The sequence below is a fragment of the Streptomyces sp. NPDC001315 genome (assembly GCF_042896175.1).
Classification (GTDB): Bacteria; Actinomycetota; Actinomycetes; order Streptomycetales; family Streptomycetaceae; genus Streptomyces.
Map to the genome: position 1 here is coordinate 395,851 of NZ_JBIAWZ010000001.1, position 22,082 is coordinate 417,932.

The following is a 22,082-nucleotide window of genomic DNA, read 5'->3' on the forward strand; positions in this document are numbered from 1 at the left end:
CGCGTGCCTGGCACAAACCTGACTCGCGAAGAGGCGCAGCAGCGGGCGAAGCTGCTCACCGTTGACTCGTACGAGATCGATCTCGACCTCTCCGGCGCTCAGGAGGGCGGTACCTACCGGTCCGTGACCACGGTGCGCTTCGACGTCGCCGAAGGCAACACGGAGTCCTTCATCGACCTGGTGGCTCCGGCCGTCCACGAGGTCACGCTCAACGGCGACCCGCTCGACGCGGGCGAGGTCTTCAAGGACTCCCGGATCGCGCTGCCGGGCCTGCTGGAGGGCCGTAACGTCCTCCGGGTCGTCGCCGACTGCGCGTACACCAACACCGGCGAGGGTCTGCACCGGTTCGTCGACCCGGTCGACGAGCAGGCCTACCTCTACACCCAGTTCGAGGTGCCGGACGCCCGCCGCGTCTTCGCCTCCTTCGAGCAGCCGGACCTGAAGGCCACCTTCCAGTTCACCGTGAAGGCGCCGGCCGGCTGGACCGTCATCTCCAACTCGCCGACGCCCGAGCCGAAGGACGACGTCTGGGTCTTCGAGCCGACGCCGCGGATCTCGACGTACATCACGGCGCTGATCGTCGGCCCGTACCACTCGGTGCACAGCGTGTACGAGAAGGACGGGCAGAGCGTGCCGCTCGGCATCTACTGCCGTCCCTCCCTCGCCGAGTTCCTCGACTCGGACGCGATCTTCGAGGTGACCCGGCAGGGCTTCGACTGGCTCCAGGAGAAGTTCGACTACGCGTACCCCTTCAAGAAGTACGACCAGCTCTTCGTGCCGGAGTTCAACGCGGGCGCGATGGAGAACGCGGGTGCGGTGACCATCCGCGACCAGTACGTCTTCCGGTCGAAGGTGACCGACGCGGCGTACGAGGTGCGCGCGGAGACGATCCTGCACGAGCTGGCCCACATGTGGTTCGGCGACCTGGTCACCATGGAGTGGTGGAACGACCTGTGGCTGAACGAGTCGTTCGCCACCTACACGTCCATCGCCTGCCAGGCCTACCACCCCGAGTCGCGGTGGCCGCACTCCTGGACCACCTTCGCCAACTCCATGAAGACGTGGGCGTACCGGCAGGACCAGCTGCCGTCCACCCACCCGATCATGGCCGAGATCAACGACCTCGACGACGTGCTCGTCAACTTCGACGGCATCACGTACGCCAAGGGCGCGAGCGTGCTGAAGCAGCTCGTCGCGTACGTCGGCATGGACGAGTTCTTCGCGGGCGTGCAGGCGTACTTCAAGCGCCACGCGTACGGCAACACGCGCCTGTCCGACCTGCTGGGCGCCCTGGAGGAGACCTCGGGGCGGGACCTGAAGACCTGGTCGAAGAAGTGGCTGGAGACGGCGGGGATCAACATCCTCCGTCCCGAGATCGAGACCGACGCGAACGGGGTCATCACCTCCTTCGCCGTCCGCCAGGAGGCCCCGGCGCTCCCCGCCGGCGCGAAGGGCGAGCCGGTTCTGCGCCCGCACCGCATCGCGGTCGGCCTGTACGACCTCGATGACGACAGCGGCAAGCTGGTGCGCGACGAGCGCGTCGAGCTGGACGTCGACGGCGAGCTGACGGCCGTACCGCAACTGGTCGGCAAGCGCCGCCCGGACGTGATCCTGCTCAACGACGACGACCTGTCGTACGCGAAGGTCCGCCTGGACGAGCGGTCCCTGGCCTTCGTGACGGAGCACCTGGGCGACTTCGAGTCGTCGCTGCCGCGCGCGCTGTGCTGGGCGTCGGCCTGGGACATGACCCGCGACGGGGAGCTCGCCACCCGCGACTACCTGTCGCTGGTGCTGTCCGGCATCGGCAAGGAGTCCGACATCGGTGTCGTGCAGTCGCTGCAGCGCCAGCTGAAGCTGGCGATCGACCTGTACGCCGACCCGGCGACCCGCGAGGCCCTGCTGACCCGCTGGACGGAGGCGACACTGGCCCACCTCCAGGCCGCCACGCCGGGCAGCGACCACCAGCTGGCCTGGGCACGGGCGTTCGCGGCGACGGCCCGTACGCCGGAGCAGCTGGACCTGCTCGAGGCGCTGCTGGACGGTTCGCAGTCGGTCGAGGGCCTGGCCGTCGACACGGAGCTGCGCTGGGCGTTCGTGGAGCGCCTCGCGGCGGTCGGCCGGTTCGACGAGTCGGAGATCGCGGCCGAGTACGAGCGGGACAAGACGGCCGCCGGTGAGCGCCACGCGGCGACCGCCCGGGCCGCCCGCCCGACCGAGGAGGCCAAAACGGAGGCGTGGGCGTCGGTCGTCGAGTCCGACAAGCTTCCGAACGCGCTCCAGGAGGCGGTCATCGGCGGTTTCGTCCAGACCGACCAGCGCGAGCTGCTCGCCCCGTACACCGACCGTTTCTTCGAGGCGGTCAAGGGCGTCTGGGACTCCCGTTCGCACGAGATGGCCCAGCAGATCGCGATCGGCCTCTACCCGTCGATCCAGGTCTCGGAGGAGACCCTGCGCAAGACCGACGAGTGGCTGGCCTCCGCCGAGCCCGGCGCGGCCCTGCGCCGGCTGATCTCGGAGTCCCGCTCGGGCGTCGAGCGCGCCCTGAAGGCACAGGCGGCGGACGCGGCTGCGTCCTAGTTCGGTCCTGGTTCGTCCTGGCCGGTGCTGACGGAGGGCGGGTGACCAGGTCGGTCACCCGCCCTCCGGGCACACCCGCCGGGCGATGTCGATCATCGTTCGTACGTGCAGTCCGGTCTGGGCGGACACGGGTACCCAGCGCGGGTCGTATGTCTTGGTGAGCTCCTGGCACCACTCGCGCACCAGGTCGGCGAGGGCTCCCGCCGTCCGGGGGTCGGTGTGGGCGAGGGTTCGGCGGGTCATGGCCGCGATGCGCAGCGGGATGCGCCGGGCGGCGATGCCGAGGGTGGCGAAGTGGCCACGGGAACCGCTGATTTCCTCCGCGGCCCAGGTGTCGACGATCGACGGTGCCACGTCCAGGAGTTCCGTGGCGGCGTCGTGCAGGGGTGCCAGGTCCTCGGGGACGGCGGTGTTCCGGCCTTCGGCGAGCACGGCCGTGAGTTCGCGTGTGCGGGCCAGGAGCAGTTCGCCGACCCGTGCGACCTCCCGTTCCGGGTCGGGGGCGGGGCGGGCGTCGCTCACCGCGGGGACGGCCCAGGCGGGCGCCTCGATCAGAGCGGTCAGGGTGCGGTGGCGCAGGGGGTACAGCCAGGTGCTCCCGGCGACGAAGCCGCTCGGATCGCGTTCGCTTCCGGCCCGGTCGGCGGGCAGCAGCAGCACACCGGGCGGGTCGGGGTGCCAGTCGGGGCCGTCGCAGGGGTGGTCGTCGAGGGGAATACGCAGGGACGCCGCCGTCTCCCGGATGGCGCGAGCCGCACCGGCGACCTCCCGTGTCAGCATCGCGAAGGCGCCGCCGAACTCGATGCCGTGCAGCGTGAACTGCGCCACCGGCTTCAGCTCGTCCAGCAGCCGTACGAGCGCCGCCGACTCGGGCAGTGGCTCCCGCTTCTCGCCCGGCGCGGGCAGCGACTCCGGCTGGCGGGCGAACGCGGGCCGGTAGAAGTGGCGGTGGCACTGCTCCAGGGAGGGTTCCGGCTCCTCCGGCGCCCAGCCCTGCGCGAGGTGCGCCCCGTCGGGATCGAGACAGAGCAGGAAGTGCCAGGTGCAGCCGAGCCGGTCGAGCGCCCACGGTCGGCGCGCGAACAACCTGGCGAGGCGGAGCACGGAGGCCCCGCCCACCGGTTCGTTGGCGTGCGCGCCGGCGACGGTGAGGATCTGCCGGTCCCCGTGCCCGGCGGACAGCAGCCACAGGGGCCGTCCGGCCCGGCTCTCACCGACGGCACGCAGCCTCAGCACCCGGGGTGCCGCCGCGACCAACGCCCGGCCCTGACGCTCCAATTCGCCGACGGACGGATACAACAGTTCCAAACCCCTTCTGCCCAACCTGCCTACCAGACAGAGGAATTGACTCAGCAGGCAAGAGTCGTCCCGGCGTGCAGGAGTGTCAAGGGCGCCTCGCGGCCTGGGCGCCCTGGCCGACGTGGGCGGCGAGCGCGGCCTCGATCGCCGCCGGGTCGGCGGAGTCGGCCGCCCAGGCGACGTATCCGTCGGGCCGCACCAGGAGTGCCGTACGGCGGTCGCTCGCCCAGTGGGCCAGGGCCAGCCGGTCCTTGCGGGCGCCCTGCTCCTCGTACGCCCCCGGAGCCCCCGCGGCCGGCGCCTCTGGGGTGATCAGCACGAACCGGCCGCCGCGCAGGGCCTCGTAGAGGCGGGTGCCGTCGGCGAGGGCGATGTCGGGGACGCGGGTGCCGGTGAGGCGGTGGGAGCCCTTGGGCGCCTGGTACCTGAAGCCGATGCCGGTGATCTGACCGACCGCCTTGCGGCGGGCCGGGGCGGCGGCGTCGAGGAACGCGGTGAGTCCGGCGCGCAGCGCCAGCTCCCAGGGGCGCTTGGCCATGGCGAGACGGACGATGCCGCCGCTGCTGCGCAGGACCGCCTTACCGACGGGGTGGCGTTCGGCCTGGTAGGTGTCGAGAAGCTCCGGGTCCGCGTGGCCGTTGACGACCTGGGCGAGCTTCCAGCTCAGGTTGGCCGCGTCCTGCAGGCCGGTGTTCATGCCCTGGCCGCCGGCCGGGGTGTGCACATGGGCGGCGTCGCCGGCGAGGAAGACGCGGCCGACGCGGTAGGCGGGCGCCTGGCGTTCGTCGCTGTGGAAGCGGGACATCCAGCGGGCGTCGTGCATGCCGAAGTCGCGGCCGAGGGCGAGGCGGGCGATCTCCTTGACCTCGTCGAGGTCGAGGGGCTCGTGATCGGGGACATTGCGGGCGCGGTTCCAGCCGATGACGCGGTGGTAGCCGTCGCCGAAGGGTGCGATGAAGGCGAAGGCGTCACCGACGGCATTGACGGTGAGCAGCGACTCGGGCTCCTCGGCCAGCCGTACGTCCGCGAGGACGACGGAACGGATGACCGACTCGCCGGGGAAGGGCAGCCCGATCGCGTCGCGCACGGCACTGCGCATCCCGTCGGCGCCGACCACGTACCCGGCACGCAGCGCCTCCCGCTCCCCGGCGGGACCGCGCACCTCGACCGTCACGCCGTCCGCGTCCTGGGTCAGCCCGGTGACCTCGGCCTCGTGCCGGAAGTCCACTCCGGCGGCGACCGCACGGCGCTCCAGGACCTTCTCCACCTCGTACTGCGGAATGACGAGGAGGTGGTTGAAGCGGGAGGGAAGGGTGTCGAGGGCGACGGTGAGGCGGCCGAAGAGGCGAAGGCGGTCGAGGGGGCGGCCCGCGGACTCGACGTCGTCGGCGAGGCCGCGGGCGTCGAGCTGCTCGAGGGTACGGGCGTGCAGGACGAACGCGCGGGAAAGGTTGCTGATCTTGTGCGGGCGCTTCTCGAGGAGGGTGACCGGGACCCCGGCGGCGGCGAGGTCCCCGGCGAGGAGAAGGCCGGTGGGGCCGGAGCCGACGACGATCACGGAGCGGGGGGTGGTGCCAGCGGTGCCGTTCATCTTGGCCTCCTGAGGGTGCCGAACGTAAGTGCCAACACTCGTTGGCCAACAAGTGTTGGTCAACGCTTGTTGTCTACCGTAGGGCGGGTCGTGCGGTCGAGTCAACACCTGTTGGCCAACAGGTGTTGGCGAGCGAATGCTGGCGCACGCCCGCAGGCACACGACTGATGGCGAAACGAAAGTTGGCGCACGCTTGCCAGCCCACACTTGTTGGCCTACGTTCGTAGGCCTACGCTTGTTGACATGCCAGACAGCAGGCCCCTCCAGCAACCCACCTCCCCCCAGCCCCGCCGCTCCGACGCCACCCGCACCGCCATCCTCGAGGCCGCCCGCGAGCGCTTCGCCGCCGACGGCTACGAGCGGGCCACCATCCGCGCCATCGCCAAGGACGCCGCCATCGACCCGTCCATGGTGATGCGCTACTTCGGCAACAAGGAAGGCCTCTTCGCGGCGGCCGTCTCCGTCGACCTGGCGCTGCCGAACCTGGGCACACTCCCCCGCGACGAGGTCGGCCGGGCGCTGGTGACCCACTTCCTCGCCATGTGGGAAGAGAACGAGGTGCTCACGGCCCTGCTACGGGTCGGCGTGACCAACCAGTCCGGCGCCGAGCGCATGCAGGGCATCTTCCGCGAGCAGGTCCTCCCGGTCGCCCACGCCGTCTGCCCCGACCCCGAGCAGGTTCCCGCCCGGGCCGCGCTGGCCGCGACCCAGCTGCTCGGGCTCGCGCTCAGCCGCTACGTGCTGCGCATCCCGCCGGCCGTCGCGCTCACCCGCGAGGAGGTCACGGCATGGCTGGCCCCCACCGTGCAGCGATACCTGACCGCCCCGCACCCGTAGGGCCGGTCCGGCCCCGGAAACGCGCCGAGGGCGCCCTCCTCACCCACGTACGGCATCGGCCGGTACGTGCGGCGAGGACGGCGCCCTCGGGAATTCTGTTCAGGACCTCGCGTCGGCCCGTGTCAGGCCTTCGCGCCCACCTTGGCCTTCGCGCCCTTCGCGGGGGCCTTCGGCTGCCGGTCCTTCGACTTGTCCAGGACCATCACCAGGCCCGCGATGACCCCGAACAGCACGAGCGGGGCCGCGACGTAGAGGCCCAGCGTCTCGATGACGCTCAGGCCCTGGCCGGGGTCGTCGCCGTCGTCGCGCGCGAGCGCGAGCGCGGGGGACGACATGAGCAGCATCATCAGCGTCGTACCGGCAGCCAGGGCGCCGGCGCGCAGGGCGTTCTTCTTGTCCACAGTGCCAAAGTAGCGAACGCCCGAGCGAGCCGCGCGCCCGGGGGTGCCGTACGTGCTGACCGGCCCCCTCAGCTCTCCTGCGTACCCCCTCCGCTCTCCCGAGGACCACCTCCGCCCCGCCCCTCCCGCACCGCGTCCATCAGCGCGTGCACCCGCGGTGACGCGGCGAGTTCCTCCAGTGTCACCGGACGGCCCTCGGCGTCGGCGATCGGCAGGCGCCAGTTCGGGTACTGGTCCCAGGTGCCGGGGAGGTTCTGCGGGCGGCGGTCGCCGACGCCGTCGGGGAGCCAGACGCCGATGAGGCGGGCGGGAGTGCGCAGCAGGAAGCGGTGGACGGCCTGGACCTCGGCCTCCTCCGAGGTGGCGTCGATGCCTCCGCCGGTGCTCCGCAGCAGACCGAGCCGGGCGAGCAGGCCCAGCCACTCCCCCGTGTCGGCGGCCGCCTCGGCCCGCTCCTCCTCCCGGGGGCGGGTCAACAGGCCCAGGCTGTCGCGGAGTTCGACGTGGCCGCCGGTGAGGCGGGAGGCGGTGGGCGGCAGGTCGTGGGTGGTGGCGGTGGCCAGGCAGTCGGCGCGCCAGCGTTCGGGGGGCAGGGGGCGGCCGTCACCGTCCCAGTCCCGTTCGAACCACAGCACCGACGTGCCGAGCACCCCGCGTTCGCGCAGCGCCTCGCGCACCCCGGCCTCCACGGTGCCCAGGTCCTCCCCGATCACGACCGCGCCGGCCCGGGAGGCCTCCAGGACCAGGACGGCGAGCATGGCCTCGGCGTCGTAGCGGACGTAGGTGCCCTCCGTCGGCGGGAGCCCCTGCGGGACCCACCAGAGCCGGAACAGGCCCATGACGTGGTCGATGCGCAGGGCGCCCGCGCAGCGGAACAGGGCGCGCAGGAGACGGCGGTAGGGGGCGTAGCCGGACTCGGCGAGGCGGTCCGGGCGCCAGGGCGGCAGGCCCCAGTCCTGGCCGCGGGCGTTGAAGGCGTCCGGTGGGGCGCCCACCGACATGCCGGGGGCGAGGTACTCCTGCTGCGCCCACGCGTCGGCGCCCCCGGGGTGCACGCCGACGGCGAGGTCGTGCACGAGCCCGACCGGCATGCCGGCCTCGCGCGCGGTGCGCTGGGCGGCGGCGAGCTGGGTGTCGGTGAGCCAGGCGAGGCGGCTGTGGAAGTCGACGCGGTCCATCAGCTCGGTGCGGGCGCGGGCGGTCTCCGCCGAGCGGGGGTCGCGCAGCCCGGCGGGCCACCGGCTCCAGTCCGAGCCGTGCACCTCCGCGAGCGCGTACCAGGTGGCGTGGTCCTCCAGGGCCTCGCCCTGCTCGGCGAGGAAGTCGCAGTAGGCGGCGCGCCGGCCGGGTCCGAGCGGTACGTCCCGGACCAGCTCCAGCGCCTCCCGCTTGAGCTCCCACACGGCGTCCCGGTCGATCAACGCCCCTTTCTCCAGCACCGTTTCGCGCAGCCGTGCGGCCCGCTCCAGCAGCGAGCGCACCCGCTCACGGTCCTCGACGTAGGCGAACTCGGGGATGTCCTCGACCCGCAGATGGACCGGGTCGGGGAAGCGGCGCGAGGAGGGCCGGTAGGGGGACGGGTCGGTGGGAGGGCCGGGGACGGCCGCGTGCAGCGGGTTGACCTGGACGAATCCCGCGCCGAGCGCGCGTCCGGCCCAGGCGGTGAGTTCGTCGAGGTCGCCGAGGTCGCCCATGCCCCAGGAGCGTTGCGAGAGGAGGGAGTAGAGCTGGACGAGGAGTCCGTACGAGCGCCCCCTGGGCGTGGGCAGGCGGGGCGGGGCGACGACGAGATGCGCCTGTGCCGTACGGCCGTCGGGTGCGGTGGCGGTCAACCGGTGGATGCCGGGCGGGAGTTGCTCGGCGGCGGCGCGGGTCTCGCCCTGTTCGGTCTCGACGCGCAGCCGGGTGCCGTCGGGGAGGGCGGTGAGGGCCTCCGGGGTGCCGCCGCTCCAGCAGACCACGGTCGGCGGAAGCAGCCGTTCGCGCAGTTCGCGCTCCCGGGCGGCGAGCGCGGCGCGGGCGGCCTCCGGGGTGCCGGCGTCGACGCCGAGGGCGGCCAGGGCGCGGGTGACGGCGGCGGCCGAGGCCGCGACCGTGCGGTCCGGGGAGGGGCTGTAGGAGGTGGCGACGCCGTGCAGTGCGGCGAGCCTGGACAGGTCCTCGGTGGGGGGGGCGGCCGGCCGGGGTGCGGTCATCTACGGCCTCGTGCCGTCGGAGTCCGCGGCGGCGAGCGGCGGCTCGCTGGTCAGGGGCTCCGCCGCGGCGAGCGGCGGCTCGCTGTACAGGGGCTCCGCGGCGGGCAGCGGGGGTTCGCTGTGCAAGGGCTCCGCGGCGGGCAGCGGCGGCTCGCTGGTCAGCGGGGTCTCGGCGCAGGTCGTTTCCGCGCTGAAGGCGCAGAGGGTCTCGCGTTTGGAGGGGGTGGGGTGCGTGCGGGTGGGTGCGGCCACGGGGGCCTCCTTGTCGAGTACTCGCGTACGTATGGCGTCGCGTACGTACGACGCCGAACGGGTTACCGCAGCCCTACCCACCGAGCGCGACGGCAGACGTCCGGGAGGCGGACAACGCACATGTCGTCACATTCCATACCGGGATTCACCGCCCCGCGCACCCTCCGGCCGAAGTTTCCCGACCACTTCCCTGATCGCTATTCACTCAATACATATATCGAGTGCATAATGATCCGCATGAGCACCCGCCACATCCTGCTGGGGCTGCTCGCCGGAGGGCCGAGCCATGGCTACGACCTCAAGCGACGCCACGACGAACGTTTCCCGCAGGCCCGCCCGCTGGCCTACGGGCAGGTCTACACGACCTTGCAGCGCCTGGTCCGCGACGGCCTCGCGGAGATCGAGGGGACCGACTCGGACGGCGGCCCGGAGCGGACGACGTACCGCTCGACGGACGAAGGCTCGCGCGAACTGGCCCAGTGGGCCCGGGAGATCGCGCCGCCCGCGCCCTTCGTGACGAACGAGATCTTCGCCAAGGTCGTCGTCTCGATCCTGGCCGGCGGCGACCCGGCCGCCTACCTCGGGGCGCAGCGCGCCGCCCACATGGAGCGGATGCGCCAGCTGACCGCCGTCAAGACCGACCCGGGCGCCGATCTGGCGACCGTGCTGTCGGCGGACTACGCCCTCAACCACCTCGACGCCGACCTCCGTTGGATGGCCACCACGGCGGCCCGGCTGATCACTCTGACCGCGGAGGTCGACGCAGCATGAACACCAAGGGGGAGGCCTTCGTGCCGCTTCTTCAGGCCCGTGACCTGGTCAAGGCACACGGCAGGAACGAGGCGCTGCGCGGCGCGTCGGTCGGACTGCGCGCGGGCGAGATCCTCGCCGTGACGGGCACCAGCGGCAGCGGGAAGTCCACGCTGCTGCACTGTCTGGCAGGGATCGTACGGCCGGACGAGGGCTCGGTCGTCTACGGCGGGGAGCGCCTCGACCAGCTGTCCGAGAAGCGCCTGGGCGAGCTGCGCCGCACCGACTTCGGTGTGGTCTTCCAGTTCGGGCAGCTGATCCCGGAGCTGACCGCGCTCGACAACGTGGCGCTGCCACTGCTGCTGGCCGGGACCGCGCGGGCCACGGCCCGGGAGCGGGCCGGAGAGTGGTTGGAGCGGTTCGGGGTGCGCGGGCAGCAGGAGCTGCGGCCGGGCGAGCTGAGCGGCGGCCAGGCCCAGCGGGTCGCCCTGGCCCGCGCCCTGGTCACCGGGCCGAAGGTCGTCTTCGCGGACGAGCCCACGGGGGCACTGGACTCCCTCGCCGGCGAACAGGTCATGACAGCCCTGGTGCACACGGCCCGCGAGTCAGGCGCGGCTGTCCTGCTGATCACGCACGACGCCCAGACGGCGGCGTACGCGGACCGTGAGGTGCGCCTCAGCGACGGCACCATGCTTCCGGCGGAGGTGGCCGCGTGAGAGGCGGAGACGACGGCGTGAGGGGCGGAGACGACCGCGTGCGGAGTGAAAGTGACCACATGAGGGACGAAGGTGACCGCACGAGAGGAGCGGGTGACCACACGAGAGGAGCGGGCGACCGCACAAGAGGCGAAGGTGACCGCACAAGGCGCGAAGCTGACCGCACAAGGGTGAGCACCGACATCCGCCTGGCCTGGGAGCTCACCCGGGGTTCCGACCGGCGGGAGTGGTGGCGGGTCGGCCTCACGGCGGCCGGGGCGGCACTCGCGACGGGCTTCGCGCTCGCGGCCGTGTCCCTGGCCTCCCTCCAGGGCCAGTACAGCTTCACCGTCGGGCACGGGCTGCTGGACCAGCCCGGCGAGCGCTCCGGGGTGATCGCCGGACTGCTGCTCCTGCTGGTCCCGGTGCTCGGCTTCCTCGGCCAGTGCGCCCGTATCGGCGCGGTGCACCGCGACCGTCGGCTGGCGGGGCTGCGGCTGGCCGGGGCCGCGCCCGGGCAGGTGCGCCGGATCGCCGCGCTGGAGACGGGGCTGGCCTGTCTGCTGGGCTCGGCGCTCGCCATCGCCGTGTCCGTGCCGGTGCTGCTGCGACTGTGGGCCGAGCCGACCGCCCTGACCTGGGCCGGGATGGCCCTGGTCGCGCTGGGCGTGCCGGTGCTGGGTGCGGCGGCGGGCGCGCTGGCGCTGCGCCGGGTGGTGGCCTCGCCGCTCGGCTGGGTGCGCCGGGTACGCCCGAACTCCGGGCGGGGGCCGGGGCTGCTGTTCCTGGGCGGGCTGCTGCTCGTGATCCTGCTGGCGTCGGCCACCGTGGCCAGTACCTCTTCGGGCGTGCCGGGCGAGGGGTACGGGCGGCTGCCTCTGACGCTGTTCGGCCTGGTCGTCGCCGTCGGCGCGGGCGCGGTGTGGCTGGTCGGCGCCATGGCCGGGCTCACCGGCCGGCTGCTCGCGCCCCGCGCCCGGTCGGCGGCGGCGCTGATCGCGGCGGAACGGCTGCGCGACGACCCGTGGGCCGCGGCGCGCACCCATGCGGCCGTGCTGCTGGTGACGGTCGTAGGGACGGGCTTCGTCGGGGTGCGCCAGGCCCTGCTCGCCGAGCTGAACGAGATGCGCCGCCGCCACGAGCTCGGCATGGACATGACGTTCTATACGGCGGGGCTCGATCTCACGGCCGTCGGCATCCTCGTCGCTCTCGCGATCACCCTGTGCGGTCTGGCCGTCGGCACCGCCGAGTCCCTGGCCACCCGCCGCCGGGGCCTGGCCGCGCAGGCCGCGGCCGGAGTGCCGCAGCCGGTGCTCGGCCGGGCGCTCCTGCTGGAGACCGCGCTGCCGCTCGCGCCCGCGGTCCTGCTGGCCGGCGCCGGCGGCATGGCGATCGGCGTCTGGTACGCCTCCCTCTCCACCGACTACGCCACCCCGGCCGTGCCTTACGCGGCCCTGCTCGTCCCGCTCACGGTGTACGCCTGCTGCCTGCTGGCGGCGGCCACCTCGCTCCCCCTGCTGCGCCGCTCGGTACGCCCGACGGAGCTGCGCTACGCGTGAGCGGCGCCTGAACGTCCGGCCCTGGGAGCACGGGGGACTCGCAGGGCCGGATCAAGGAGCAGGGATCGAGGAGCACGGATCAAGAGACAGGCACCAACAGGCAGGTACCAAGGGACAGGGATCAAGGGGGCAGGGCGAACACAAAGGCCCGGATCATCAGGCGGAGATGCCGTCGATCCGGGCCATGGCGTCGTCCGCGCCGAACGGCTGCAAGTAGGGCAGCCAGCGCGGGTCCCTATGCCCGGTCCCGATGATGCGCCAGGCCAGGCCGGTGGGCGGAGCGGGTTTGTGGCGCAGCCGCCAGCCGATCTCGAAGAGGTGCCGGTCGGCCTTCACGTGGTTGCAGCGGCGGCAGGACGCCACCACGTTGTCCCAGACGTGCTTGCCCCCGCGGCTGCGCGGGATGACGTGGTCGACGCTGGTTGCGACGCCACCGCAGTACATGCACCGGCCCCCGTCGCGGGCGAAGAGCGCGCGTCGGGTGAGAGGAACGGGCCCCCGATAGGGAACCCGGACGAATCGCTTGAGCCGGACCACGCTGGGTGCGGGGACTGTGACGGTTGCGCTGTGCATAAAGGCGCCGGATTCCTCGAGGCAGACAGCCTTGTTCTCGAGGACGAGGATGAGCGCGCGGCGGAGCGGTACGACGCCGAGTGGCTCGTACGACGCGTTGAGGACCAGGACATGCGGCACGGATGCCTCCTTGTGCGTCGGCGGCGCGTGGCTCGCGCCGGGACGATCTGCAGTCAGTCTCCCCTCATGCCTGGTGAACGCGCCACCATGTCCCGGTAACGGGCTGGGAGTGTTTTCGACCACACCCTGATGCATCCCCCGGATCACGACACGTTCAAGCCCAGGTGAGCACGGTGTCTCCTTTGAACATCGCGGCGATCCACACACGATGCCCCGTTAGTGTGGTGGGTCTGCCCGTCCGGTGACCCTTTCGTGACCTTGACGACCTCGACGACCCTGACCGCCGCATCGGGGGCAGACCGCTGCATGCCTGGAGGTACCTGCCGTGTCCTTGCCCGCCGTCCTACTGGCCGCCGGTTCGTCGCCGTCGCCGTCCCCCTCGGAGACGGAGACGACGACTCCGGCGGTGCCCTCGCTCCAGGACGCCCAGGAGAGCGCGACCAACGCGGCCAGCTGGGTCGAGCAGAACTGGTCGACGTGGCTCGCGATCGGTCTGCGGGTCCTGCTGGTCCTGGTGATCGCGGCGGTGCTGAGAGTGGTGGTGCGGCGGGCGATCACCAAGCTGATAGACCGCATGAGCCGCACGGCCGAGGCGGTCGACGGCACGGCGCTGGGCGGGCTGCTGGTCAACGTGGAACGCCGTCGCCAGCGCTCGCAGGCGATCGGCTCGGTGCTCCGCTCGGTCGCGTCCTTCCTGATCATGGGCACGGCCGCGCTGATGGTGCTGTCCACGTTCCAGATCAACCTGGCCCCGCTGCTGGCGTCCGCCGGTGTCGCCGGTGTCGCCATCGGTTTCGGCGCCCGCAACCTGGTCACGGACTTCCTCTCCGGCGTCTTCATGATCCTCGAGGACCAGTACGGCGTCGGCGACACGATCGACGCGGGCGTCGCCTCGGGCGAGGTGATCGAGGTCGGCCTGCGCGTGACCAAGCTGCGCGGCGACAACGGCGAGATCTGGTACGTCCGCAACGGCGAGGTCAAGCGCATCGGCAACCTCTCCCAGGGCTGGGCCACGGCCGGCGTCGACGTGACCGTGCGCGCCTCGGAGAACCTGGACCGGGTGAAGGCCACCCTCGACGAGGTCGCCGACAGGATGAGCAAGGAGGAGCCCTGGAACGAGCTCCTGTGGGGCCCGATCGAGGTCCTCGGCCTGGACAGCGTGCTGCTCGACTCCATGGTGGTCCGCGTCTCCGCCAAGACCATGCCCGGCAAGTCCCTCACCGTCGAACGCGAACTCCGCTGGCGCGTCAAGCGCGCCTTCGACGCGGCCGACATCCGCATCGTGGGCGGCGCGACGGCCACGGAGGACGTGGAACCGGCCCCCGACCCGACGGCGACGGTCGCGGCCCCGTCGGTCTTCGCCAACACGGACTCCCCGCAGTCGGCGGCGGCGACACCGATCGCACAGCCGCGTCCGGCGGCTCCCACGAAGTAGGCGGTACGTCAGGAGGCGGCACCCGGAGAGCTCCGGGTGCCGCCTCCTGTCGTGTACGGGGACGGAACGGTTCAGCACGCTCATCCTCTGAAGAAATCGATCATCTACGCGGTCGTTCGCCTGCGGGCCAGCTGTCACCTCCACCAATCACGAGACCGACACCGGCCCCAAGTTCCGCACCTACGCCGCCGGAGTGCCCGTCTACGTCCTCATCGACCGCCACTCCAGGACGGCCCACTGCTACACGGACCCGATCCTCCCCGGCGACGACCCCACCGAGGCCTACTACGACACGGACACCAAGGTCGATCTCGGCGAACCGCTCCCGCTCCCGGCGCCCTACCCCACCCTGGACACGGCCCCGTTCCTCCGCACCGAGGCATAGCGGTCGTCACTCAGCCGTGCTGACGGTCCGCCGGTTCCGCCCCTCAACAACCCGCCGCAAGACGAATTTCACGGTCTTCACAGGTTCCCAAGGGCGCGCTGCCCCGGGCCTACTGGGGGACCGGCAAGTACTCCGGTTACAAGGGCCAGCCGGTGATCCTCCAGTTCCGGGCCAAGAGCAGCAGCACCTACAAGAACGTGAAGACGGGGTGACCTCCGGCACGGCCGGCGCCCTGTCCACCACGGTCAAGGCCTCCGCCGACGGCTACTACCGGTACACGTTCGCCGGTACGTCGACCACCGGCGCGGCGACGGCCGCGGGCGACTACGTCGACGTGCGGTAAGTCTCAGCAGCACATGAGAAGGGGGCGCCCGGAACTCTCCGAGCGCCCCCTTTGCCGTACGCACGAGCCGTGTACCGCGTCAGCCGAACCAGCTCACCTGCACCACCACGATCCGCTCGCCGCGGACATCCGTCAGATAGGTGAGCATGAGCAATCCCCGACTCTCGGTGCGCACGCCAGGGCCAGGCCCGGTATAGGCGGCCCCCTCCAGGAAAACCATGGACTCGCGTACGGCGATCTCGTTGACCAGCCGCTCCGTCTCGGCGCGCGCGACCTCCGGGAGCCCATCCAGCAGATCATCCTGAAACGGCTCCCAGCTCCAGTCAGCCACCGGCGACCTCGCGGTGCGCGGCGCGCACGATGTCGCCCGCCTCACGGATGGCACGGTCACGCACGGCCGGATCCGGGCTGCTGATCGCCTGCTCGGCCGCGTGCAGGCGGCGTGCGGTCTCGGGGTGACGCTCGATCTCGACCACGACGCCCCACTGCCGGTAGAACATCCGGATCGGTACGACGCTGTCCTCGTCCCCGGCCCGCACGAACGCCCTCTGCAGGTCCTCGAAGAACTCGGGGAGCCGGGACGGGGCGACTGTGGCGACGGCCTGGCGCAGAGCCGGGAGGGTGGGCTCGGGCCGGGGGATGAGCGGACCGTCCCCGTCCGCGTACGGCATGGTCATCGGCCGCCCCTTCTGCTCGTCCAGCGCCATTCCGGCACGTGCCCACGCTAACGCCATTCCCGTCACCGCCTCACGTCCACGAGCACAGCGGACCGCCCCGGCAGGCCCCACTCGGCGTAGACGGTCTTGCCGACGGCGCGGGGCGCAAGCCCCCAGCGGTCGGCAAGCGACCCGACGATGAGCAGTCCCCTCCCGAATTGATCGTCCTCACCGGCAGAACAAGGACTCGGCAGCCGTTCCCCGCGCGGGTCGCTGACCTCGATCCGCAGCGTGGTCGCGCTGAGCGTCAGCCGTACGCGGATGAGCCGGTCCCGCAGGCTGCCATGAAGTAAGGCGTTCGTCGCCAGCTCCGAGACGACGAGCGCGGCGTCTCCGGCGAGGGCCGGGTACCCCCACTCGATGACGAGGCGGGCGGTGCGGCGGCGGGCGAGGGTGACGCTGCGGGCGAGCGGGGTGTAGTCGAGGCAGTCGTCGTGGAGGAGGGGTTCGGGGTCGGCTTCGGGAGTGGTGGGGGGTGAGGTTTCGGGCATGGATGCGCACCTCCAAGTGGAGCCGCAGGGTGAGCAGGTGAGTGCCGAAAGTAGCGAAGAACGCGATCTAAGCGCAATCTGCTTGAGGAAGTTCTTCCTGAGAGGGGGAAATTCGTCGACGCAGTGATGACCGTGGGACACACTGTGGTCGTGATGCGATCGACTCAGCCCCGACAAGGTCAGGTGTCAACTGTCTTGGCTCGCAGGCTCGGAAGCGAACTCCTGCGCCTACGGGACTCTGCAGGCAAGACTCAGCAACAGGCGGCTGCGGCCATCAGTGCGACAGGCACCAAAATCGTGAAGATGGAGCGCGGCTGGGTTCCGATGCGTGACCCGGACATCCGGGTGTTGTGTGAGTTCTACGGACTTGAGGACCGCAAAACCGTCAGCCGGCTGCTGGAGTTGGCGAAACTGGACCGCGAGCGCCGCAAAGCCAAGGGGTGGTGGCAGCACTCGCCCAACGCAGGAGGACTGGCCGAGTACATCGCCATGGAGGATGTCGCAAGCCGCGTCCGCACCTGGCAACTCTCGCTGATCCCGGGCTTGTTCCAGACAGCGGAGTACGCGCGTTCCCTGGCAGTCAGTGACGGAGTATGGGAAGACCCGGACGACATCGAGCGCATCGTCGGGGTCCGCATGCGGCGCCAGGAACGCCTGCGCGGCGAGCACCCGCTTCAGGTATATGCGGTCGTCTGGGAAGCAGCGCTACGACAGTTGATCGGCGGCCCAGAAGTGATGCGGGCGCAGCTGGAACACCTCTTGGAGGTGGTGCAACTTCCGAACGTACGCCTTCAGGTGCTGCCGTTCCGCACGGGTGGACACCCTTGCATCACCGGGCCTTTCAGCATCGTCTCGTTTGCGGAGACAGAGGCCGTGGACGTGGTCCACGTGGACACCATCGCATCTACGGTGTGGGTGGAGAACGAGACCGAGAGTGCCACGTACAGCAGCTTCTTCGACCGTACGGCACGCCTCAGCCTCGCCCAGCACGACGCCACCCTGCTCATCGACCGCATCCGTCAGGAGATCTGACCCATGACCGAGTTCAACTTCGTAAAGTCCAGCTACAGCAGCTCGGGAGGCGAATGCATCGAAGTCGCCCGCAACCTCCCCGGCACCATAGCCGTGCGCGACTCGAAGAACCCCGACGGCCCGATACTCCGCCTCACCCCGACCACCTGGGCGGAGTTCACCGCGTCACTCCGCTGAGAAGCCGCCCCGCCCCCACAGGTAACGACTCCGTTGCCTGTGGGGGCGGTTTCTCTTGACGCGCGCGTCCCTCGGGCTTACGTTCCTGCCACCGAACAGGAAACCTTCCTAACAATGATCAGCGGGGATCACCGACGATCAACGGATGGACTTCCCCACCAGGTCACTGGGAAGCTGGACAGCCGAGAGGCAGGTGTCGACCCCGATGGCAGGAACCGCCGGTACGCCGGGCACCCCGCGCGTCCTGCGCGCCATGAACGACCGTGCCGCGCTCGACCTCCTGCTGGAGCACGGACCACTGTCCCGCACCCGGATCGGCAAGCTCACCGGCCTGTCCAAGCCGACCGCCTCCCAGCTGCTGGCCCGGCTGGAGGCGGCGGGGCTCGTCCTCGCCACCGGCACCAGCGAGGGGCGGCCCGGGCCCAGCGCCCAGTTGTACGAGATCAACCCGGCCGCCGCCTACGCCGCCGGACTCGACGTCACCCCCGAACGCATCCACGCCGCCGTCGCCGACATCACCGGCCGCACGGTCGGCGCCTGCGAACTGCCCACCCCCGGCAGGCCGTCGGCGAAGTCCGTCGTCGGGCAGGTCACCGACGCCCTCGACGGCGCGGTGAAGGCGGCCGGTCTCACCCGCGACGACGTCCACCGGCTCGTCATCGGCACCCCCGGCGCCTTCGACCCCAACACCGGCCGGCTGCGTTACGCCTCCCACCTGCCCGGCTGGCACGCCCCCGCCCTCCTCGAGGAGCTCGCCGCCGCCCTGCCGATGCCGGCCGAGTACGAGAACGACGTCAACCTCGTCGCCGTGGCCGAGCAGCGCCTGGGCGCGGCCCGCGGGCACGAGGACTTCGTCCTGCTGTGGAACGAGGGGGGTCTGGGTGCCGCCCTCGTGCTCGGCGGACGGCTGCACCGCGGCTGGACCGGCGGCGCCGGCGAGGTCGGCTTCCTGCCGGTGCCCGGCACGCCCCTGGTCCGCCAGGTGACCAGGGCCAACAGCGGCGGCTACCAGGAGCTGGCCGGTTCGCAGGCCATCCCCCGGCTGGCCCGGGAGCTGGGCATCGCGGAGATCCCGACGGGCCCGTACGCCGAGGTCGCCGCCGCCCTCGTGGCCCGCGCGGCGGAGGCGGACGAGGGCCTTCACCGGCAGCTGCTGGAGACGTACGCGACCCGGCTCGCCACCGGTCTCGCCTCGCTCGTCTCGGTCCTCGACCCCGAACTCGTCGTCCTCAGCGGCGCCTCGCTCACGGCCGGCGGCGAGGTGCTGCGAGCCCTGGTCCAGGCCGAACTGGAGGAGCTGGCCGCCGCCCGGCCCCGGCTCGTCGTCGGCGCCGTCACCGAACACCCCGTGCTGCGCGGCGCGCTGGAGAGCGCGCTGGCGGCCACCCGCGACGAGGTCTTCGACACCTCACGCTGAACCACTTCTTCCTCTCTCACCTCACTCACCTCGCCCCGCCCGCCCCAGGGAGACCCCGTCATGCCCGAAGTCATCCGAAAAGCGGCCTTTGCCCTGACCGCGTCCCTGACACTCCTCGCCACCGCCTGTACCGGCCAGTCCGGTTCCGCCGCGAACGATGACGCGTCGAAGGACACGACCATCAACTTCTGGCACGCCTGGAGCGCGCCCTCCGAGGTCAAGGCCGTGCAGTCGCTCATCGCCGGCTTCGAGAAGAAGCACCCCAACATCCACGTGAACATCGTCGGCAACATGACCGACGACAAGATCAACCAGGCGCTGCGGGCGGGCGGCGACAAGGCACCCGACGTGATCTCCTCCTTCACCACGAACAACGTGGGCAAGTTCTGCTCCTCGGGCGCCCTGGTCGACCTCAACCCCTTCTTCAAGAAGTCCGGCATCGACCCCGAGGCGACCTTCCCGAAGGCGATGAACGAGTACACCCAGTTCGACGGCGACCGCTGCGCGGCACCGCTGCTGGGAGACGCGTACGGGCTCTACTACAACAAGACGGCATTCGCGAAGGCCGGCATCAAGAACCCGCCCAGGACGTGGTCCGAATTCGAGGCCGACGCGAAGAAGTTGACGATCTCCAAGGGCGACTCGTACGCACAGCTCGGTTTCATGCCGAACTACCACGGCTGGGAGTCGACGACCGAGCACTATTTCGGGCAGTTCTCCCCGACGTACTTCGACAGCAGCGGTAAGTCGAACCTCGCCAAGGACCCGGCATTCACGGCCGGTTTTACGCTTCAGAAGAAGCTCGTCGACGAACTCGGCGGATTCCAGAAGCTGGAGAAATTCCGTTCCAGGCTGGGCGACGAGTGGGGCCCCAAGCACCCCTTCCAGACCGGCCAGGTCGCGATGCAGCTCGACGGCGAGTGGCGCCTGGGCATGGCCACGGAGGCCAAGCCGGACTTCGAGATCGGCGTCGCCCCGCTGCCCGTCCCCGACGACCAGGCCGACCAGTACGGCAAGGGCTACATCATCGGCACGATCACCGGCATCGCCGCCACCAGCAAGAAGCAGAACGCGGCCTGGGAACTGGTGAAGTACATGACCACCGACACGGACGCGGTCGTGAACTTCTCCAACGCCATCCACAACGTGCCCTCCACACTGGCCGCCCTGAAGTCGCCGAAACTGAAGTACGACCCTCGCTTCAAGACCTTCCTCGACATCGCGGCGAACCCGGACTCGACCACGACTCCCGCCTCGATCAACGGCGGTGTGTACCTCGTGACGATCCAGCAGTTCGGCTACGACTACGAGAGCGGCAAGACGAAGGATCTCAAGTCGGGGCTGGCCGCGACGGCCAAGCAGATCGACACGGACATCGCGCAGGCGAAGTAGCGCGGCGATGAGCACCGTCACCCTGGCGTCGAAGCACCGCCGCGCGGCACTTCGCAACCTCGCCTTCCTCTCCCCCTGGCTGATCGGCTTCGCGGTCTTCTTCGCGTACCCGCTGATCTCGACGGTCTACTTCTCGTTCATGCACTACGACGGCTTCAGGCCGCCGACGTGGAGCGGAACGAAGAACTGGACGTACGTCTTCCAGCACTATCCCCTCTTCTGGCCCGCCCTGCGCAACACCCTGTGGCTGGTCCTCGTCGTGGTGAGCCTGCGGGTCGTCTTCGGACTCGGCGTGGGCCTCCTCATCACGAAGATCAAGACGGGTACGGGCGTCTTCCGCACCCTCTTCTACCTGCCGTACCTGGCCCCGCCCGTCGCGGCCACCATGTCCTTCGCCTTCCTCCTCAACCCCGGTACGGGTCCGGTCAACTCGCTCCTCGAGAAGATCGGCATCCCGGCGCCCGGCTGGTTCAACGACCCCGCCTGGTCCAAGCCGGCCCTCACGTTGTTGTTCCTGTGGGGTGTCGGCGACCTGATGGTCATCTTCATGGCCGCGCTGCTCGACGTACCCACGGAGCAGTACGAGGCGGCCGAGCTGGACGGGGCATCGGCGTGGCAGCGCTTTCGCTACGTCACGCTCCCGAACATCTCCCCGATCGTGATGTTCGCGGTGGTCACCGGCGTGATCCAGGCGATGCAGTGCTACACCCAGCCGCTGATCGCGGGGAAGGTCGCCTCGGGCGTCATCCAGGGCGCGGGCACGCAGTTCGAGCCCGGCTACCCGGAGAAGTCGACCCTCACCCTCCCCCAGCTCGTCTACAACCTCGGTTTCCAGCGCTTCGACTACGGCTCCGCGTGCGTGGTGGCACTCGTCCTCTTCGTCCTGTCGATGGTGTTCACCGCGTTCCTGATGCGGCGCCGGGGCGGTCTCATCCAGGCAGGTGACTGACCATGACCCAAGTACTCGACGCACCCGTGGAGTTGAAGGCACCCATCACGCCCGCCGAGCGCACCGCCCGGCGCCGGGCGGTGCTGGAGTGGGTCGCGGTGCACTCCCTCGGTGTCGCGGCCGCCCTCTTCTTCGTCCTCCCCTTCGTGTTCGTGTTCCTGACCTCGCTGATGAGCGACAGCCAGGCACTCAGCCGCGACCTGATCCCGCACACCTGGGAGTGGTCCAACTACAAGAAGGTCTTCGACACCCCCGGCTTCCTGACCTGGTGGAAGAACACGCTGATCTACGCCGGTCTCGGCACCGTCCTGACGGTCGTGTCGTCGATCCCGGTGGCGTACGCGCTCGCCAAGTTCCGCTTCCGCGGCCGGAACCTGGCACTCATGCTGGTGATCTCGATGATGATGCTGCCCCCGCAGGTCGTCATCATCCCGATGTACCTGTTCTGGGTGAAGCAGCTGGGCCTGTCGGGCACGCTGTGGCCGCTGATCATCCCGCTGGCGTTCGGCGACGCATTCTCCATCTTCCTGCTGCGCCAGTTCCTGATGACGATCCCGAACGAGTACGTGGACGCGGCGAAGGTCGACGGCTGCGGCGACCTCCGCACCCTGCTGAAGGTCGTCATCCCGATGGCGAAGCCGGGCATCGCGGCCGTCGCGCTCTTCCAGTTCTTCTCCGCCTGGAACGACTACTTCGGCCCGCAGATCTACGCCTCCGAGAACCCGGGCGTCTGGACCCTGTCCTACGGCCTGGAGTCCTTCAAGGGCGCCCACCACACCGACTGGAACCTCACCATGGCCGCGACCGTGCTGGTCATGGCCCCCGTGATCCTCGTGTTCTTCTTCGCCCAGAAGGCGTTCGTCGAGGGCGTCACCCTCACCGGAGTAAAGGGTTGA

22 protein-coding genes and 1 pseudogene are annotated in these 22,082 nt (G+C 70.6%); 14 read left to right on the forward strand and 9 right to left on the reverse strand.

What is annotated here, in order from left to right; translation table 11 throughout:
* Positions 1-3: 3 nt before the first annotated feature.
* Positions 4-2,577 (forward strand): aminopeptidase N, encoded by a 2,574-nt coding sequence (pepN, locus tag ACFY16_RS01710; RefSeq protein WP_390645073.1) that lies wholly within the window; start codon positions 4-6, stop codon positions 2,575-2,577.
* A gap of 54 nt (positions 2,578-2,631) precedes the next feature.
* Here pepN and ACFY16_RS01715 read toward each other — a convergent pair whose 3' ends face one another.
* Together ACFY16_RS01715 and ACFY16_RS01720 are read right to left on the reverse strand one after the other, a co-directional pair.
* Positions 2,632-3,885: a M14 family zinc carboxypeptidase gene (locus ACFY16_RS01715; protein ID WP_390645074.1), complete on the reverse strand. Its 1,254-nt coding sequence runs from the start codon at positions 3,883-3,885 to the stop codon at positions 2,632-2,634.
* Positions 3,886-3,961: 76 nt separating this feature from the next.
* Complete coding sequence (locus tag ACFY16_RS01720; RefSeq protein WP_390645075.1) at positions 3,962-5,467, reverse strand: FAD-dependent monooxygenase; 1,506 nt, start codon at positions 5,465-5,467, stop codon at positions 3,962-3,964.
* A gap of 243 nt (positions 5,468-5,710) precedes the next feature.
* Between ACFY16_RS01720 and ACFY16_RS01725 the strand changes: the two genes are divergently transcribed.
* On the forward strand, positions 5,711-6,304 hold the full coding sequence (locus ACFY16_RS01725) for a TetR family transcriptional regulator (protein WP_390645076.1): 594 nt from the start codon (positions 5,711-5,713) through the stop codon (positions 6,302-6,304).
* Positions 6,305-6,426: 122 nt separating this feature from the next.
* Here the strand turns inward: ACFY16_RS01725 and ACFY16_RS01730 are convergent, their stop codons facing one another.
* From ACFY16_RS01730 to ACFY16_RS01740, 3 genes are all read right to left on the reverse strand, one after another.
* On the reverse strand, positions 6,427-6,705 hold the full coding sequence (locus tag ACFY16_RS01730) for a hypothetical protein (protein ID WP_390645077.1): 279 nt from the start codon (positions 6,703-6,705) through the stop codon (positions 6,427-6,429).
* A gap of 68 nt (positions 6,706-6,773) precedes the next feature.
* Entirely contained in the window at positions 6,774-8,900 is a 2,127-nt protein-coding gene (malQ, locus tag ACFY16_RS01735) for a 4-alpha-glucanotransferase (protein WP_390645078.1), read from the reverse strand.
* Positions 8,901-9,152: a hypothetical protein gene (locus ACFY16_RS01740; RefSeq protein ID WP_390645079.1), complete on the reverse strand. Its 252-nt coding sequence runs from the start codon at positions 9,150-9,152 to the stop codon at positions 8,901-8,903.
* A 237-nt stretch (positions 9,153-9,389) separates the two neighbouring features.
* Between ACFY16_RS01740 and ACFY16_RS01745 the strand changes: the two genes are divergently transcribed.
* From ACFY16_RS01745 to ACFY16_RS01755, 3 genes are all read left to right on the forward strand, one after another.
* Complete coding sequence (locus ACFY16_RS01745) at positions 9,390-9,923, forward strand: PadR family transcriptional regulator (RefSeq protein WP_351140109.1); 534 nt, start codon at positions 9,390-9,392, stop codon at positions 9,921-9,923.
* Positions 9,920-10,618: an ABC transporter ATP-binding protein gene (locus tag ACFY16_RS01750; RefSeq protein WP_390645080.1), complete on the forward strand. Its 699-nt coding sequence runs from the start codon at positions 9,920-9,922 to the stop codon at positions 10,616-10,618. Before ACFY16_RS01745 ends, ACFY16_RS01750 begins: the two co-directional genes overlap by 4 nt.
* A gap of 170 nt (positions 10,619-10,788) precedes the next feature.
* Positions 10,789-12,156 (forward strand): ABC transporter permease, encoded by a 1,368-nt coding sequence (locus ACFY16_RS01755; RefSeq protein ID WP_390645081.1) that lies wholly within the window; start codon positions 10,789-10,791, stop codon positions 12,154-12,156.
* Positions 12,157-12,312: 156 nt separating this feature from the next.
* On the opposite strand, the gene ACFY16_RS01760 is transcribed toward ACFY16_RS01755, so the two are convergent.
* Complete coding sequence (locus ACFY16_RS01760; RefSeq protein WP_390645082.1) at positions 12,313-12,849, reverse strand: HNH endonuclease; 537 nt, start codon at positions 12,847-12,849, stop codon at positions 12,313-12,315.
* A 325-nt stretch (positions 12,850-13,174) separates the two neighbouring features.
* On the opposite strand from ACFY16_RS01760, the gene ACFY16_RS01765 reads away from it, so the two are divergent.
* The 3 genes and pseudogenes from ACFY16_RS01765 to ACFY16_RS01775 form a co-directional block, all read left to right on the forward strand.
* The gene (locus ACFY16_RS01765) at positions 13,175-14,284 is read left to right on the forward strand and encodes a mechanosensitive ion channel family protein (RefSeq protein ID WP_390645083.1); all 1,110 of its coding nucleotides are present in this window, start codon (positions 13,175-13,177) and stop codon (positions 14,282-14,284) included.
* Between the two features lie 193 nt (positions 14,285-14,477).
* Positions 14,478-14,669, forward strand: a complete 192-nt coding sequence (locus tag ACFY16_RS01770; RefSeq protein WP_390645084.1) for a hypothetical protein — start codon at positions 14,478-14,480, stop codon at positions 14,667-14,669.
* Positions 14,670-14,761: 92 nt separating this feature from the next.
* Positions 14,762-15,012 (forward strand): annotated as a pseudogene (locus ACFY16_RS01775) (hypothetical protein); the annotation flags it as partial.
* Positions 15,013-15,091: 79 nt separating this feature from the next.
* On the opposite strand, the gene ACFY16_RS01780 reads toward ACFY16_RS01775, so the two are convergent.
* The 3 genes from ACFY16_RS01780 to ACFY16_RS01790 form a co-directional block, all read right to left on the reverse strand.
* The gene (locus ACFY16_RS01780; protein WP_390645085.1) at positions 15,092-15,343 is read right to left on the reverse strand and encodes a hypothetical protein; all 252 of its coding nucleotides are present in this window, start codon (positions 15,341-15,343) and stop codon (positions 15,092-15,094) included.
* Positions 15,336-15,689 (reverse strand): hypothetical protein, encoded by a 354-nt coding sequence (locus ACFY16_RS01785; protein ID WP_390645086.1) that lies wholly within the window; start codon positions 15,687-15,689, stop codon positions 15,336-15,338. The genes ACFY16_RS01780 and ACFY16_RS01785 overlap by 8 nt, the downstream gene beginning before the upstream one ends.
* Positions 15,690-15,751: 62 nt before the next feature.
* Positions 15,752-16,219 (reverse strand): ATP-binding protein, encoded by a 468-nt coding sequence (locus ACFY16_RS01790; protein WP_390645087.1) that lies wholly within the window; start codon positions 16,217-16,219, stop codon positions 15,752-15,754.
* Between the two features lie 153 nt (positions 16,220-16,372).
* Here ACFY16_RS01790 and ACFY16_RS01795 point away from each other — a divergent pair, with 153 nt between their 5' ends.
* From ACFY16_RS01795 to ACFY16_RS01820, 6 genes are all read left to right on the forward strand, one after another.
* Complete coding sequence (locus tag ACFY16_RS01795) at positions 16,373-17,251, forward strand: DUF5753 domain-containing protein (protein ID WP_390646071.1); 879 nt, start codon at positions 16,373-16,375, stop codon at positions 17,249-17,251.
* A 3-nt stretch (positions 17,252-17,254) separates the two neighbouring features.
* Positions 17,255-17,428, forward strand: coding sequence for a DUF397 domain-containing protein (locus ACFY16_RS01800; RefSeq protein ID WP_390645088.1), 174 nt, complete (start codon positions 17,255-17,257; stop codon positions 17,426-17,428).
* 205 nt (positions 17,429-17,633) lie between these two features.
* A complete protein-coding gene (locus ACFY16_RS01805) occupies positions 17,634-18,845 on the forward strand; it encodes an ROK family protein (RefSeq protein ID WP_390645089.1) in 1,212 nt (403 codons plus the stop codon).
* A gap of 60 nt (positions 18,846-18,905) precedes the next feature.
* A complete protein-coding gene (locus tag ACFY16_RS01810; RefSeq protein ID WP_390645090.1) occupies positions 18,906-20,237 on the forward strand; it encodes an ABC transporter substrate-binding protein in 1,332 nt (443 codons plus the stop codon).
* Between the two features lie 7 nt (positions 20,238-20,244).
* Positions 20,245-21,186 carry a carbohydrate ABC transporter permease gene (locus ACFY16_RS01815; protein ID WP_390645091.1) on the forward strand — a complete coding sequence of 314 codons (942 nt, stop codon included), beginning with the start codon at positions 20,245-20,247 and terminating at the stop codon, positions 21,184-21,186.
* A gap of 2 nt (positions 21,187-21,188) precedes the next feature.
* Positions 21,189-22,082 (forward strand): carbohydrate ABC transporter permease, encoded by an 894-nt coding sequence (locus tag ACFY16_RS01820; RefSeq protein ID WP_390645092.1) that lies wholly within the window; start codon positions 21,189-21,191, stop codon positions 22,080-22,082.

Excerpts from the sequence above, each read along its gene's own strand:
- ACFY16_RS01785 (WP_390645086.1), bottom strand. The coding sequence starts at position 15,689 with ATGACCATGCCGTACGCGGACGGGGACGGTCCGCTCATCCCCCGGCCC.
- ACFY16_RS01795 (WP_390646071.1), top strand. The coding sequence starts at position 16,373 with ATGCGATCGACTCAGCCCCGACAAGGTCAGGTGTCAACTGTCTTGGCT.
- ACFY16_RS01745 (WP_351140109.1), top strand. The coding sequence starts at position 9,390 with ATGAGCACCCGCCACATCCTGCTGGGGCTGCTCGCCGGAGGGCCGAGC.
- malQ (WP_390645078.1), bottom strand. The coding sequence starts at position 8,900 with ATGACCGCACCCCGGCCGGCCGCCCCCCCCACCGAGGACCTGTCCAGG.
- ACFY16_RS01820 (WP_390645092.1), top strand. The coding sequence starts at position 21,189 with ATGACCCAAGTACTCGACGCACCCGTGGAGTTGAAGGCACCCATCACG.
- ACFY16_RS01750 (WP_390645080.1), top strand. The coding sequence starts at position 9,920 with ATGAACACCAAGGGGGAGGCCTTCGTGCCGCTTCTTCAGGCCCGTGAC.
- ACFY16_RS01790 (WP_390645087.1), bottom strand. The coding sequence starts at position 16,219 with ATGCCCGAAACCTCACCCCCCACCACTCCCGAAGCCGACCCCGAACCC.
- ACFY16_RS01800 (WP_390645088.1), top strand. The coding sequence starts at position 17,255 with ATGACCGAGTTCAACTTCGTAAAGTCCAGCTACAGCAGCTCGGGAGGC.
- ACFY16_RS01805 (WP_390645089.1), top strand. The coding sequence starts at position 17,634 with ATGGCAGGAACCGCCGGTACGCCGGGCACCCCGCGCGTCCTGCGCGCC.
- ACFY16_RS01810 (WP_390645090.1), top strand. The coding sequence starts at position 18,906 with ATGCCCGAAGTCATCCGAAAAGCGGCCTTTGCCCTGACCGCGTCCCTG.
- ACFY16_RS01720 (WP_390645075.1), bottom strand. The coding sequence starts at position 5,467 with ATGAACGGCACCGCTGGCACCACCCCCCGCTCCGTGATCGTCGTCGGC.
- ACFY16_RS01815 (WP_390645091.1), top strand. The coding sequence starts at position 20,245 with ATGAGCACCGTCACCCTGGCGTCGAAGCACCGCCGCGCGGCACTTCGC.
- ACFY16_RS01725 (WP_390645076.1), top strand. The coding sequence starts at position 5,711 with ATGCCAGACAGCAGGCCCCTCCAGCAACCCACCTCCCCCCAGCCCCGC.